Source organism: Nonomuraea sp. NPDC001831 (assembly GCF_042892035.1).
Taxonomy (GTDB): domain Bacteria; phylum Actinomycetota; class Actinomycetes; order Streptosporangiales; family Streptosporangiaceae; genus Nonomuraea.
In genome coordinates this window covers 141,516-155,816 of record NZ_JBIATU010000017.1, presented here as the reverse complement: position 1 = coordinate 155,816, position 14,301 = coordinate 141,516, and the positions used below count along the sequence as shown (strand labels likewise).

Sequence of the window (14,301 nt, the reverse complement as noted above, 5' to 3'; positions counted from 1 at the left end):
AACCCCAGGACGGAAAGGCCGAGCAGATGAGCCGCGGGACAGGAGCCGACGGGACCGACCCCCTGCCCCTGGCGGAGGAGCCGGACGTGACCGGTTACCGGCCGCTGCTGTTCTCCATCGCCTACGGGATGACCGGTTCCGTGGGCGACGCCGAGGACATCGTGCAGGACGCGTTCCTCGGCCTGACCAGGGCGCGCAACACGGGCACCGTGATCAGCGAGCCGAAGGCGTACCTGACGACCGCGGTGACGCGGCTGGGCATCGACCACCTGCGCTCGGCGCGGGTGCGACGGGAGACGTACGTGGGCGAATGGTTGCCCGAGCCGGTCGTGGCGCACACCGGCGAGCCGGGTCCGGCCGAGCACGCCGAGCTGGCCGACTCGTTGTCGATGGCGTTCCTCGTGCTGCTGGAGTCCCTGTCGCCGGTGGAGCGCGCGGTGCTCATGCTGCGCGAGGTGTTCGGGTACGGCTACCAGGACGTCGCGCGGATCACCGGCAGGACCGAGGTGAACTGCCGGCAGATCCTCACCCGCGCCAGGCAGCGCGTCGCCGCCGGGCGGCAGTCCCGCGACACCGTGCCGACCCAGGCGCGGCGGGCGACGGGCGAGGAGCTGGCCCGCAGGTTCTTCGACGCGGCCGACGGCGGCGACCTCGACGCGCTGCTCGGCATGCTCGCGCCCGACGTCGTCCTGCACGGGGACGGCGGCGGCAAGGCGCAGGCGATGGCCAGGCCGGCGGCCGGGGCGCCCCGGGTCGTCAAGATGCTGGTCGCGGGGCTGCGCCGGGTCCGCGCGCTCGGCGTCACGGTACGGACGGCCTGGGTCAACGGCCGCCCCGGCGCGGTCATGTACGACGCCGAGGGACGCGTGGCGGGCGTGGTCGAGCTGGACGTCGCCGACGGCGTGATCCAGGCCATCCACTCGGTCGTCAACCCGGACAAGCTCGCCCATCTGGGCCCGGTCTCCGACGTCGCCCGCCTCCCGAAGAAGTGAGCCGTGCCAGGCGGCGGCGGTGCAGCGGCGGGCCGGCTGGGCGAAGGCGTCCTTGAGCCCGGCGGGGCCGACGACCTCGATGCCGTCGTCGAACCTGCGCCCCCGGCCGGTCGCGGCGCATCTGGGGCAGCGAGAGCAGGCGTGCCGAGGTCTCCTGCTTGTTTCCCATGGTGGCGTAAGAAGAGGCCACAACCTGACCGCTTCCTCCGCCAGCATGGGCACCGCACGAAAAGGAGCATCCTGAGACACGGGAAGAGGAGATGACCGTTCTGAGCACCCGGGCGCTCAACCGCGCCACGCTCGCCCGCCAGTTGCTGCTCGACCGCGCCGGCCTGCCGGTCCTCGACGCCGTCGCGCACCTGTGCGGCCTTCAGGCGCAGGAGCCGCAGGAGCCCTTCACCGGGCTCTGGTCACGGCTGCGCGCCTTCGACCCGGCCACGCTGTCGGGCCTGCTGACCGGCCGGGACGTGGTGCGCACCCACCTGATGCGGCGCACCGTCCACCTGGTCACCGCCGCCGACGTCCTGGCCTGGCGGGCCCGGCACGACGCGATGTTGCGCCAGCGGGTGCTCGGCGTCTACCGCCGTGAGCTGGCGGGGGTGGACCTCGACGAGCTCGCGGCGGCCGGACGGGCGGTGCTGGCCGACGGCGAGCCGCGCTCGATGTCGCAGCTCGCGCGGGCGGTGGCCGGTCGCTGGCCCGGTCCGGGGCCGCGGGCGCTGGGCGAGATGCTGGTCGCCGCGCTGGTCCCGATGGCGCAGCTCCCGCCGCGCGGGTTGTGGCGGACGCGGGCGGGCGTGCGCAACCTGCCGCTGTCGTCCTGGCTGGGGCGGGAGGTGGACCCGCTGTCCGCCGACGGCGCCGACCCCGTGGGGCAGGCCCTCGTACGGCGTTACCTGGCGGCGTACGGCCCCGCCGCCACGGCCGACCTGCGCGCCTGGTCCGGCCTGGCGGGCCTGCCCAGGGCCGTGGCGGCGGTCCGCGAGGAACTGGTCGCCTTCCGGGACGAGCGCGGCCGCGAGCTGCTGGACCTGCCCGGCGCGCCGCGCCCCGACCCCGGCACGCCCGCCCCCGTACGGTTCCTGCCGGCCTTCGACAACGCGATCCTCGGCTACGACGACCGCGGCCGGATCATCGACCGCGAACACCGCGGCCTGTCGGTCGCCGGCGCCCGGATGGTCCTGGTGGACGGCCGGGTCTCGGCCACCTGGACCGTCGAGGACGACACCGTGCTGGTCACGCCGCTGCGCGGCCTCTCCCCGGCCGAGCGGGCCGCCGTCGCCGAGGAAGGGGGTGCCCTGGCGTCGTTCCTCTCCGACGGCGCCGGCGACCGCACCCGGATTCTCGGGTACTGAGTAGATCCCCATAAGCTCGGCCATACTGTCAGGACCGCGGGCGTCCCTGGTGACGAACAGGACGGCGGGTAGGAGGTGGTCAGGAGAGGAGCCGACATCATGAACGTGCCCGAGCACGACGCCGGGCCGCACCGGCCGCAGGACGGACGTCCCCGCGGGCTGAGCGACCTGACCCACGCGGGCGCGTACGTCGTGGACGACCGGGGCCGGATCGTCGAGGTCGCCCCGCGCACCGAGGCGCTGCTCCGCCGTCCCGCCGCCGACCTGCTCGGCGCCGACGCCCACGACCTGCTGCACCGCGGCCCGCGCGGCGAGACGCTGCCGCGCAGCCGGTGCGCGATGCGACGCCCGCTCATCACCGGCGGCACCTCCCAGGGCGAGCGGGAGTGGCTGGCCCGCGGCGACGGCTCCCTGCTGCCGGCCTCCTGGCTGGTCACGCCCTGCCTGCTGGCCGACGGCAGGACCGGGGCGCTGGTGCTCTTCCACGACGCCGACGAGCCCGGCGCGCAGGTCCCGGAGCCGGAGCACGGGACGTCGATGTCCGAGCTCGACCGGCTGGCCCTGCTGGCCGAGACCACCACGACGCTCACCTCCAGCCTCGACGTGGACGAGACGTTGCGCCAGCTCGTCCGCCTGGTGGTGCCGCTGCTCGCGGACTGGGTGGTGGTGGACCTGCTCACCGAGCACGGCGGCGTGAACCGCGCCGCCGTCGTCCACCACGAGGACGGCGTCCTGGTGCACCACGAGGACCTGGAGGGGCCGATGCCCGCGGTCCCCGAGGAGTCGCCGATGCCGCTGTCGCGGGCGTTGCGCGGGGTCACCGCGACGCTGGCCGGGCCGGAGACCTACCAGGGCGCGCCCGACTCCGGCATCGCGGTCTTCCAGCAGGAGCTGTTCCGCAGGACCGGCATGCACTCGGCGGGCATCGCGCCCATCCGCGGCGTGCGCGACGTGGTCGGGGCGCTGACGCTCGGCCGCGCCGAGCGGTCCGGCGCGTTCACCACCGCCGACCTGCTGCTGGTGGAGGACATCGCCCGGCGCGCCGGCCTCGCCCTGGACAACGCCCGCCTGTACGAGCGGCAGCGCCGGGTCGCCGAGACCATGCAGCGCCACCTGCTGCCGCGCCTGCCGTCGGTGCCCGGCCTGGAGATGAGCGCCCTCTACGTGCCCGCTCCCCGCGCCTCGCAGGTCGGCGGCGACTGGTACGACGCCTTCACCATGCCCGACGGCGCCACCGCCCTGGTGATCGGCGACGTGGTCGGCCACGACCTGGAGGCCGCCGCCGGGATGGCCCAGGTCTGCAACATGCTGCGCGCCTACGCCGGCGCCGAGCAGGACCGGCCCAGCGCCATCCTCGACCGGCTCGACCGCGCGGTGGTGCGCATGGCGCAGGCCACCATGGCTACCGTCGTCCTGGCCCGGCTGGAGCACACCGACGACGGCCGCTGGCTGCTGTGCTGGAGCAACGCGGGCCATCCGCCGCCGCTGCTGATCGAGCGCGACGGCCGCACCCGCTTCCTGGACGAGGGGCAGGGCCTGCTGCTGGGCACCGGCATCCGCGGTGAGCGCGCCGACGCGGTCGTGGAGCTGCCGCCGGGGTCCACCCTCGTGCTCTACACCGACGGGCTGATCGAGTCCCCCGGGCATTCCCTGGACGAGGGCCTGGCCCGCCTGAGCCGGTACGCCGCCTCCCACACCCACCGGCCGTTGAACGCGCTCGGCGACATGCTGCTGGCGCGGGTCCGGCCCGAGGACAACGACGACGACGTCGCCATGCTGACGCTGCGCGTGCCGCCGCGCGTCACGGCCCCGGACGACCTGCGCGGCAGCGTGCTGGACGGCGATCGGGGCCTGCCCGCGATCTGACGAGCGGCCCCCGTCACGACCGTCCGTGCCGCACGCCGGGGCAGACGTCCCGGTAGGGCACGTCCTTCAGGTGCCGCTGCCACTCCTGCGGGCTCATCGTGCGGCCCGCGCGCTCGCACACCAGGCGGGCCACGGACTCGGCGCCCACCGGGATCCGGATGATCGTCCCTGAGGCGTTGCCCGAGACGTACAGGGTCTGGTCGTCGGCGCTGAAGGCCAGCCGGTCCAGGATGCCGATGGGGAAGGAGCCGATCCGCTCCCGCGAGCCGACGTCCCAGACCTGGACGGTGTACACGTCGTCGAACGTCTCCCCGATGGACCTGCCGATCAGCGCGAGCAGCGAGCCGTCGTGGCTGAACAGCACGGTCTCGACCTGCCCCCGGGCGGCCACGCGCAGCGCGGGCGGCAGTTCGCGGCCGGTGGCGACGTCCCACAGCTCGACCGTGGCCGAGCCGAGAGCGAGCACCTGCGCGGCAGGGCTGAGCGCGATCGCCAGGCCCGACCGGTTGAAGCCGGGGCCGACGGCCTTGCCGGTGCGCAGGTCGTAGACCTTGCCGGTGGCGGTCACCACCGCCGTGCCGTCGCGGGTGGCCACGATGGTCTCGGTGACCGTGGCCAGATGGTGCCGGGCGAGCGTGCGGCCGGTGCCGGCGTCGAGGACGACCAGCTCGTTGCGGGCGTCCCGCTCGCTCTGCTCCTTGAGCGACAGCACCAGCCGGCGGCCGTCGGGGGTGAACGTCTTCGACAACACGAACTGCGTGCGCGGCACGGCGTGGCGCCACAACCGGCGGCCGGTGGCGACGTCCCAGAGGGCCGCCGAGGAGTCCGCGCCCTCGGCGGCCAGCCGGGCGCCCGCCGGGTCGAACAGCTGTCCGGTGACGCCCGCGCTGCCGGCCATCGGCAGGCCGAGCCGGACGCCGTCCCACACGCGGACCGGCCCTGAGTCCTTGGTGGCGGCGGCCAGGCGGCCGTCCCGGCTGAAGGCGTCCAGCTCGTAGCCCTGCGGCAGCCGGGTGGAGGGCAGGCGGGAGGTCAGGTCGGCGGTGATGGTCGAGTTGTCGAGCACGTAGCGGACGGTGTGGCCGTCGGCCTCCAGCCAGACGTCCTCGGGCTCGCCCTCGGCCCGGTAGAGGGCCAGCTCGTCGCCGTCGTCCGCGTCGAGCAGGTGCAGGGTCCGGCCCTCGACGGCCAGCATGCGGCGGCCGTCGGGGCTCGTCCGCAGCCGGCCGTTCAGCGTGTCGTCCAGGGCCGACTCCTGCCAGAACGGCCGGTCGGAGTCGGGCACCTTCCTGGCGGTGGCCAGGTCGAAGGCGGTGATGTCGCCGTTCGCGCACAGCAGCCGCCTGCTGTCCGGCGTGAAGGCCACCACCGGCCCGCACGCCTTCGGCAGGCGGGTGTCCACGGTGAGGCCGGGCAGGCGGATCACCTTGAGTCCGCCCTGGTTGGGCCCGACGCCTGCGATGTAGGCGCCGGAGGGCGCGATCGCCGGAGCCACGCCCGACTCCAGGTCCGGGGTGTAGGACGCGCCGGTCCTGGTGTCCCACAGGAACTCCAGGGTGGTCTCGCGCATCACCGCGGCCAGGTTCTCGTTGCCGTCGAAGGTGACGTGCACGCCTGGGCCCTCGCCGATGCGGTGCTCGCGCAGCTTGGCGCCCGTCCTGGCGTCCCAGGCGTAGGCCGTGTCCCTGCTGACCACCACCAGCGTGCGCCCGCTGGGGCTGAGCGCCGCCGCTGACGGCAGCGCCTCCAGTCCGCGCGGCCACCGCCAGAACGCGGTCTGCCGGCCGGAGGGCACGTCGTAGACCCGCACGCCGTCCTCGCCGGCGATGGCCCGCACGCGCCCGCCGGCCGCCGACGCCGACGCCGAGACGCCCTTGGCGCCGGGGTCGCGGAAGACGGCGCTCTCCGGCATCGTCAGCGAGGTCGTCAGGCTCCGCCGGGTGCCGGGAGTGGGGGCCAGCCGCCAGCCCGCCACGCTGAGCAGCATCGCCGTGACCGGGTCGCTCGTCCGCAGCCGGTCGGCCTCGGCGGCGGCCTGCCGCCCGACCGCCTGGTCGCGCTGCCGGCCCGCCAGGCTGCTCTGCTCGGTCACCTGCCTGCCGCGCAGCACGGCGAGGCCGCCCGCGGCCAGCGCCACCACCAGCAGCCCGGCCAGCGCGGCCGTGGTCAGCCGCCGGCGGCGCACGCGCCGCCTGGCCAGGCCGGTGCCCGCGGCCAGGAAGTCACGTTCGAGCGGGGTCAGCGTGATGTGCCTGCGGCCGGTGGCGGCCCAGGTCAGCGCCTGGTCGAGGCGGCTGCCCTGGAGCAGGTCGCCGTCCTTGCGGCCGTTGCCGGCCCACTGGCGGGCGGCGTCGCTGAGCTGGCCGAGCACGGCGAGCCCGTCGCGGTCGCCGTCCACCCAGACGCGCAGCCGCGGCCAGGCGCGCAGCAGCGCGGGACGCGACAGCGCCACCGCCTCGTTCTTCTGCGTCACCAGGTAGGAGAACACCTGGAGGATGTGCTCGATCGCGCGCGTCTCCCCCTCGGAGCGCCCGGCGAGCAGGTCCTCCTTCAACGCCCAGCGCACGGCCTCGTGCCCGTCCTCGGTGACCGTCACCAGGCGCAGGAACACCTCGGCGGCCAGCTCGCGCTCCTCGGGCGCGAGCGCGCCGTAGGCGTCCTCGGCGATCGTGCCGAGCGCCGGGTCGCCCTGCTCGGGCACGTGCACGCCCCTGGCGGCGCGGCTGCCCGCCGTCAGCAGCCCGCGGGTGTCGGCGCTGTTGCCGCTGACCAGGGCGAGCAGCAGGTCGCGGGCGGTGGGACGGGCCGCCGGGTCCTTCTCCAGCGCGGCCGACACCAGCGAGGCCAGCCGGGGCGGCAGCCCGCTCAGGTCGGGCTGGCTCGACAACACCCGGTGCATGACCCCGCCGAGGTTGTCGGCGCGGAACGGGTCCTCGCCCGTGGCGGCGAACACGATGATCGCGCCCCAGGCGAACACGTCGGCGGGCGCGCCCGCCCGCTGCCCGGTGAACACCTCGGGCGCCATGTACGTGGGCGTGCCGGCCACCTCGCCGGTCCTGGTCAGCGACATGTCCAGGGTGCGCGCGACCCCGAAGTCGATCACCCGCGGGCCGTCGGTGCCGAGCAGCACGTTGTCCGGCTTCAGGTCCCGGTGGATGACGCCCGCGTCGTGCACGGCGGTCAGGGCGGTGGCGATCGCCGTGGCCAGCCGGTGCAGGTCGTCCCCGGCGAACCGGCGCCCCTGCTCGACCGCCCGGCGCAGGCTGGGGCCCGGCACGTACTCGCTGACGATGTACGGCCTGCTGCCCGACAGGTCGCAGTCGAGCACCCGCGCCGTGCAGAACGACGCCACGCGCCCGGCCGCGGCCGCCTCCTTGGCGAACCGCTCGCGGCTGGCCGGGCTGTCGGCCATGTGCAGGACCTTGAGCGCGACCCGGCGGCCGTCGGGGTCGTAGGCGTCGTACACCACCCCCTGGCCCCCGGACCCAAGCCGTCCGGCCAGCCAGTACTGCCCTATGCGCTGCGGTTCTCCGGCGTTCGACGCTTCCACGGCGTGTTAGATGCCCTCCCCGGTCGCAAAGTTCCCCTCGCGCAGGTAGGCGTCCAGCGCGCCGGCCGCGGTGAGCATGGCCAGGCCCTTGGCGGTGAGCCGGTCGTGCCAGTCGCGCAACGTCGCCTGCAGGGGTTCCATGCCGCCCGCCGCGCGCACCTGGTCCAGCACCTGCCGGATCTGCGCCAGCCCGTAGCCGCCGCGCCGCAGCTGGTGGGCCAGCAGCACGTCGCGGACGTCGGCGGCGGTGTAGACGCGGTAACCGGTACGCGGGTCGCGCCGGGGCACGGTCAGCCCGGCCCGCTCCCACTTGCGCAACGTCGCCGGTTTGATGCGCAGCCGGCGGGCCAGCGGGCCGATGAACGTCACGCCGGGCTCCGCCTCGCGCGGCGGCGCCAGGTCGCGCAGCGCGCGTTCGACGGCCTCCAGCGTGCCGCGGTCCTCGGCGAGCTGGGCGTGGCCCTCGTCGATCAGGCGCAGCGCCGCCGCGAGGCCGCCGCCGTTCACGGCCCGCATGATCGCGGTCGCGGTCGCGTGCCCGTGGGCGGGGACCAGCGCCAGGAACGTGCGCAGCGCCGCCGCGTGGCGCGGGGTGTAGACGCGGTAGCCGTGCGCGGAACGCTCGGACGGCGGCAGGATCTCCGCGTCCTCGTAGTTGCGCACCGCCTGCGTGGACAGGCCGTGCGCGCGCGCCAGATCGATGGGCCGCATGTTGAAGGTATGCCTCCCTGCCCGCCGGTGGATCGGCCAGAAGTTTACACAAGAAGTTCAACGATACGGTTGAAGGCATGACGACCTCGATCCGGGACGCCGTCCAGGCGTTCACCGGCGGCGCCCTCACCGCGCTGCTGCGCCCCGGCGTCCGCGTGCTCGGCCTGGGCGAGCCCACGCATGGCGTCGAAGCCTTCCTGGAGCTGCGCAACGAGCTCTTCCGTCACCTCGTCGAGCACGAGGGCTACCGGTCGATCGCCGTCGAGAGCGACTGCCTGGCCGGCCTGACCGCCGACGCGTACGTCACCGGCGGCGACGTCACCCTCGACGAGGCGATGAGCCGCGGCTTCAGCCACGGGTTCGGCGCCTCGCCCGCCAACCGCGAGCTCCTGCGCTGGATGCGAGCCCGCAACGAGCGGTCCGCGCCAGGCGACCGGCTGCGCTTCGACGGCTTCGACGCCCCGGTGGAGATCACCGGCCCGGCCGCCCCGCGCCCGGCCCTGACCGCCCTGTACGACTACCTGGCCCCCCACCTCGACCTGCCCCTGACCCGCGAAAGGCTGGACGAGCTGCTCGGCCCCGACGAGCGCTGGACCGACCCGGCCGCCCTCACGGACCCGGCCCGCTCGATCGGCGGCGCGCCGGAGGTCGCGGAGCTGCGCCTGATCGCCGACGACCTCTGCGTGCTGCTCACCGCGCACGCCCCGCACCTGGCGGCCGTCACGTCCGGCGACGACCGGTGGCGCGCCGGCCTGCACGCCCGCGCCGCCGCCGGGCTGCTGCGCTACCACGCCGGCATGGCCGACCCCTCGCCGCGCCGGCTCGGCGCGCTCATGGGCCTGCGCGACGCGATGATGGCCGGCAACCTCGACGCGATCGTCCGGCGCGAGGAGCGCCGGGGCCCCACCCTCGTCTTCGCCCACAACCGCCACCTGCAGCGCGACGAGAGCCGGTGGCGGTTCGCGGGCGAGGAGCTGCGGTGGTGGAGCGCGGGGGCCGTGCTCGCCGCGGGTCTCGGCGACCGGTACGCCTTCGCCGCCTCGACCTTCGGCTCCCGCGGCGCCGACGTCCCGGCCCCCGACACCCTCGAAGGCATCCTGTCGGAGGTGTGCGACGCCCGCGCCGTGGTCGATCCCCGCCGCCTGGCCGGGGCGCTCGACCGCGGGCCGGCGCCCCGCGTCCCGGTGGACCACACCTACCTGGCCCTCGACCCCGCCACCGTCGGCCAGGCGGACGCGATCGTCTTCCTCAAGGAGATCTGAGGTCGGCATTGTTGTTTATTGCGTTTGGCGAATGATGTCCTCCGGGGGAATTCTTTTTACCTGGCGACGTCGGCCGCGCGCTCGTTAAAGTCGAGGTGACGTCAGAGTCCACGAAGCCCCCTACCAGAGGACTGAGCTGATGAACTGCGGTCACTGCGACAGCCCGAATTCGCCCGATTCCCTGGTATGCGCTAATTGTGGCCGCCATTTCCAGGGTGATCGCCCGGCCGCGACGGAAGTCACGCGATATCTCTGCATCGCCATGATGCTCGACGCGAAAGTGCGTAATTCCACCATTCGCTCGATTCTTCATGACCGCTTCCGGGCCGTCGCCCAGTCCCCCGGCGTCGACCTGGCCACGATGCTCAAGTACGGCCTGATGGCTCAACGGCGCCAGCAGGTGCGTGACGCCGTGCTGGCCGTGCTCGCCGTGGCCACGCTGGCCCTGCTGTCCAGCCCGCTCGTCCTGCTCCCGATCTTCCTGGCCTGGCTCGTCGTCTTCGCCGAGCTCTACGACGCCCATGAGTCGGTCATCCTGACCAGGCTGACCCGCCACTCCTTCGACCCGGCCGAGGCGCCGCTGCCCAGCTCGCCCGCGCTGCGCGACCATCTGGTGGACATCGCCGACCGCGGCGCCGGGAACGTCACGGTGTTCGCCGACTACTCCCCTTTCGTCGGCTACGGCAGCCGGATCAACAACTGGTCGTTCACCATGAACGTCGCCAAGGCCCGGCCCGGTGAGACGGTCGTGCCCTTCGCGGTCGGCGAGCTCTACGACCGGGTGGCCGCCGAGATCGCCGCCCTCGGCCTGCCCGGTCTCACCGTCGGCGACAAGCTCTTCGTCAACGGCCTCGACCTGCGCTACGAGACCGACCCCGAGCTCCAGGCCGCCGTGCTGCCCGACGCCCTCCTGCCGCCCGTGCCGACGGTGAGCGAGAGGTTCATCCACCAGCTGCGCGACAACCCGCGCACGCGGGCCCGCCCCTACCTCACGGTGAGCGTGACCGGCTGGGAGGGCGAGGTGGTGATCTCGATCTTCCTGCGGTTCGTGCTGCTCGCTGAGAAGGGCATGATGTTCACCGAGGCCGGCTACTCGCTGCTGCCGCCGCTGCGGGAGGCCTACCGCGAGGTCGACCGGCTGGTCAACTGCGCGCCCTCGGAGCGGATGGCCCGCATCGCGCTGTCGGCGCTGCGGCGCACCGCCGCGGCGCTGGTGCTGGCCCTGCCCAACACCCTCGCCGCGCTCTCGGAGCCGAGAAGGCGCAGGCGGCAGCAGAAGGCCAGCATCAAGGCCATCCGCGGCCACACCTTCAACTACGGCGCGGCCTACAACCCCCGCGAGCACGCCACCGACCACCTCTACCACCGCTACTTCCAGCAGCTCGACAAGGAGATGTACGTCAAGGCCGCCGAGCAGCGCATCATGGACGCCGTCGCCGACTTCCTGGAGGAGCACAACGTCGACGTGAGCGACCTGCGCGAGCGCCAGACGACCATCCTGAACAACGGCATCTTCGTCACCGGCCAGGCTCAAGTCACCGGGGCCAGCATGGCGGCCGGCACGGGTGCGGTCGCGCGGATGGAGAGCCGCATCAGGCAGGGGGTCGGCCAGGCCGCCGCGGCGGCGCGCCCCGACCTCGCCGGCCGCCGGCAGGTCTAGGAGACAGCCTTCGACCGGGCCGTCGTGCTGCGGCGGCCGTAGGTCAGGCGCCGCAGCAGGACCTCCATCGGGCCCCTGCGGCCTGCGCGCTCCAGCCAGTTCGCGAGGACGATCGACACGGCGCCGACCGCGAGGGCGATGCCGAAGGCGGCGGCGAAGCCCACGTCGTCGGACAGGCCCAGCGTGAACGGGTAGAACAGCACGAGGAACACCGCTGACTGGAACAGGTAGAAGGTCAGGGAGCGCCGGCCGAGGGCGGCGAGCGCGGCGGTGAGGGGGCCGATGCGGGAACGTGTCGCGATGAGCCCCATGAGGGCGGCCAGGCCGATGCCGCCGGCCTGGCCGGTGAGGGTGTGCGCGAGCACGGCGACCCAGGGCGCGGGGGGCGTCCACGCGCCGGACAGCAGCAGGGCCCCCGGAAGCCGGCAGGCGAGCGCGACGCCGAGGCAGATCGCGGTGACGCGGCGCAGCAGGATCAGGTGGCGCTCGGGCTCGTCCAGGATGCGGCGGCGGGCCGCCCAGATGCCCAGCATCATGCCCGGCACGATGTCGATCGTGCCCAGGATCGTCTTGAACGGCCACAGCTGCAGGCCGGACAGCAGGTGGGAGCCGAGGTCGGCCGGCATGATCCCGGCCCCCGCGACGTCCACGGCGCCGGCGAAGGCCAGCAGGGTCGGCCCGGAGGTCACGAGCGCCGCCGGGAGGAGGGTCAGGGCGGCCGTCCAGCACAACACCGAGTCCCGCGCGCGCACGAGCGGGACGAGCAGCAGCAGCGTCAGCCCGTACACCGCGATGATGTCCAGCGGCACGAGCAGTCCGTGCACGAAGCCGATGACGACCAACCATCGGCCCCGGCGCCGCAGGAGCCTCCTGAGCGAGCCCCAGTCCCCTCCCCTGGCCTGATGCCGGTGGGCGAACTGGCCCAGCGCGTAGCCGAACATCAACACGAACATCGGCCGGGCCTGGTTGTGGGCGAGCAGATGATCGAGGAACGCGGCCACGCCGTCGAGCACCCCGAAGGCCGTGCCGGTGGCGAACACCGGCGCGTGCGCCACCGCGATCGCCAGCAACATCACGCCCCGGGCCAGGTCCGGCGCCAGGGACCGGCCGGTCGCCGTCGTGGCGGTCACGGCGCTCACCCGACCCGCCGCAGGGCACGCTCACGGCGTGCCGCCACCGACGAGCCGGACTCCCCGCGCGCCATCCGCCGCAGCACGACCGGCGCCACGAGCAGGCCGAGCACCGCCCAGGCGCCCAGCACTCCGGCGGTCTCCAGCTGCCGCCACGACTCGCCGATCTCGACGGCGGCCGCCGAGTCCGGCAGCAGGGCCGACCGCATGCCGAGCCCCATCCAGTAGACGGGGAAGATCTGGGCGATCCCCTGCAGCCACTCGGGCAGTGCGGTGATCGGGTAGAAGATGCCGGAAATGCCGATCAACGCCAGGAACGGCAGCTGGACCAGCCCCTGGGCGCGTGCGGTGGTGAACACCGAACCCAGCACCGCGCCGATCGGCAGGGTCGCGACCAGGCCGAGCAGCAGCACCCAGGCCAGGCCGGGCCAGGAGTCCGGGCCGATCCGCAGGCCCTCGACGAGGAGCGCGGCGGGCACGAGGAAGATCACCAGGTCGGCCAGCAGGCCGCCGGACACCGAAATCACCTTGCCGATCAGGTAGGCGGGCATCCCGTGCGGGGTGGCCTTGGCGCGCAGCAGCGTGCCGTCCTCGCGGTCGGCGGTGAGCTGCTGGCTCATGCCGATCATGCCGGTCGCGGCGTTCATGCCGAGGATGCCGGGCAAGGCCAGGGCGCCGAGCGGGAGGACGCCGACCGACAGGTCCCGGATGAAGAACAACGTGGCCACCATCAGGGCGGGCCACAGGAAGTGGGAGAACAGCTCGGCGCCGTTGGTGAACGACTGCCGCAGCTCGATCAGGCCCCGGGACCAGCCGGCGCGCAGGACGGTCGCGTTCACCGGGCCGCCTCCTCGGCCTCGCGCACCAGCGCCAGGTACGTCTGCTCCAGCGAGGCCCGGTGGACCTCCAGCTCCTGGATCTCGTCGCCGTGGCGGGCGAACAGCTCGCGGGTGAACGCGGTCGAGTCGGGCGTCGTCTCGGCGTACCGCCGCCCGTCGCGCATCCAGCGCACCTCGTCCTCGCCGGCGATCCGCCGGGCCAGCTCGGCGGCGGTGCCGTCGGCGACGATCCGGCCGCCGTTCAGCACGAGGATGCGGTCGGCCAGCTTCTCGGCCTCGTCCAGGTCGTGGGTGGTGAGCAGGACGGCGGTCTCGCGGGCCTCGGCCAGGTCGCGGACGAGGTCGTGGAAGTCGGACCTGGCCTGCGGGTCGAAGCCGGTGGTCGGCTCGTCGAGGAACAGCAGCTCGGGACGCCCCACGAGGCCGATCGCCACGTCGAGCCTGCGCCGCTGGCCACCCGACAGCGTCCTGAGCTTCTTGCCGGCGTGCTCGGTCAGGCCGACCCGCTCGATCAGCTCGTCGGGGTCCCAGGGCCGCGGGATGCCGGGGACGGCGTAGGGGGCGTAGTAGCCGCCGAGGTGGGCGAGGAACTCGCGTACCCGCCATTTGCCGTGGTCGCGCCAGGACTGCAGCACGATCCCGAGCCTGGCCCGCCACCGCTCGTCGCCGTGGGTGGGGTCGGCGCCGAGCACCGAGACCCGCCCCTGCGACCGGATGCGGAAGCCCTCCAAGATCTCGATCGTGGTGGTCTTGCCCGCGCCGTTGGGCCCCAGTAAGGCCACGACCTCGCCGTGGCGGGCCTGGAAGGTGACGTCGTGCAGGACGTCGAGCGGGCCGTAGCGCATGCGCAGCCCGTCGACGTCGAGCACGAGGCCGTCGCTCTTCGTCATGAGAAAACCTCTCTTCGTGATCGGATGACCCCGCGCCTGGGCGCCC

At 74.0% G+C, this 14,301-nt stretch carries 10 protein-coding genes; 5 read left to right on the top strand and 5 right to left on the bottom strand.

Going from position 1 to position 14,301, the window contains the following annotated elements:
* Positions 1-26: 26 nt before the first annotated feature.
* The 3 genes from ACFYYW_RS39525 to ACFYYW_RS39515 all read left to right on the top strand — a co-directional run bounded on the left by ACFYYW_RS39525 (position 27) and on the right by ACFYYW_RS39515 (position 4,213).
* The gene (locus tag ACFYYW_RS39525) at positions 27-992 is read left to right on the top strand and encodes an RNA polymerase sigma-70 factor (RefSeq protein ID WP_387657233.1); all 966 of its coding nucleotides are present in this window, start codon (positions 27-29) and stop codon (positions 990-992) included.
* Positions 993-1,252: 260 nt separating this feature from the next.
* Complete coding sequence (locus ACFYYW_RS39520; RefSeq protein ID WP_387657230.1) at positions 1,253-2,347, top strand: winged helix DNA-binding domain-containing protein; 1,095 nt, start codon at positions 1,253-1,255, stop codon at positions 2,345-2,347.
* A 99-nt stretch (positions 2,348-2,446) separates the two neighbouring features.
* Positions 2,447-4,213, top strand: coding sequence for a SpoIIE family protein phosphatase (locus tag ACFYYW_RS39515; RefSeq protein WP_387657227.1), 1,767 nt, complete (start codon positions 2,447-2,449; stop codon positions 4,211-4,213).
* A 13-nt stretch (positions 4,214-4,226) separates the two neighbouring features.
* Here the strand turns inward: ACFYYW_RS39515 and ACFYYW_RS39510 are convergent, their stop codons facing one another.
* Positions 4,227-7,763, bottom strand: coding sequence for a WD40 repeat domain-containing serine/threonine protein kinase (locus ACFYYW_RS39510; RefSeq protein WP_387657224.1), 3,537 nt, complete (start codon positions 7,761-7,763; stop codon positions 4,227-4,229).
* A 6-nt stretch (positions 7,764-7,769) separates the two neighbouring features.
* The gene (locus ACFYYW_RS39505; RefSeq protein ID WP_387657221.1) at positions 7,770-8,474 is read right to left on the bottom strand and encodes a TioE family transcriptional regulator; all 705 of its coding nucleotides are present in this window, start codon (positions 8,472-8,474) and stop codon (positions 7,770-7,772) included.
* Between the two features lie 77 nt (positions 8,475-8,551).
* On the opposite strand from ACFYYW_RS39505, the gene ACFYYW_RS39500 reads away from it, so the two are divergent.
* Positions 8,552-9,736, top strand: a complete 1,185-nt coding sequence (locus ACFYYW_RS39500; RefSeq protein ID WP_387657218.1) for an erythromycin esterase family protein — start codon at positions 8,552-8,554, stop codon at positions 9,734-9,736.
* Between the two features lie 280 nt (positions 9,737-10,016).
* Complete coding sequence (locus tag ACFYYW_RS39495) at positions 10,017-11,396, top strand: hypothetical protein (protein WP_387657215.1); 1,380 nt, start codon at positions 10,017-10,019, stop codon at positions 11,394-11,396.
* Here ACFYYW_RS39495 and ACFYYW_RS39490 read toward each other — a convergent pair.
* The 3 genes from ACFYYW_RS39490 to ACFYYW_RS39480 are packed head-to-tail and all read right to left on the bottom strand — an operon-like array spanning position 11,393 to position 14,255.
* Entirely contained in the window at positions 11,393-12,526 is a 1,134-nt protein-coding gene (locus tag ACFYYW_RS39490; RefSeq protein WP_387657213.1) for a DUF418 domain-containing protein, read from the bottom strand. The genes ACFYYW_RS39495 and ACFYYW_RS39490 overlap by 4 nt on opposite strands.
* 5 nt (positions 12,527-12,531) lie before the next feature.
* Positions 12,532-13,365: an ABC transporter permease gene (locus ACFYYW_RS39485; RefSeq protein WP_387657211.1), complete on the bottom strand. Its 834-nt coding sequence runs from the start codon at positions 13,363-13,365 to the stop codon at positions 12,532-12,534.
* A complete protein-coding gene (locus ACFYYW_RS39480) occupies positions 13,362-14,255 on the bottom strand; it encodes an ABC transporter ATP-binding protein (RefSeq protein WP_387657208.1) in 894 nt (297 codons plus the stop codon). Before ACFYYW_RS39480 ends, ACFYYW_RS39485 begins: the two co-directional genes overlap by 4 nt.
* Positions 14,256-14,301 lie beyond the last annotated feature (46 nt).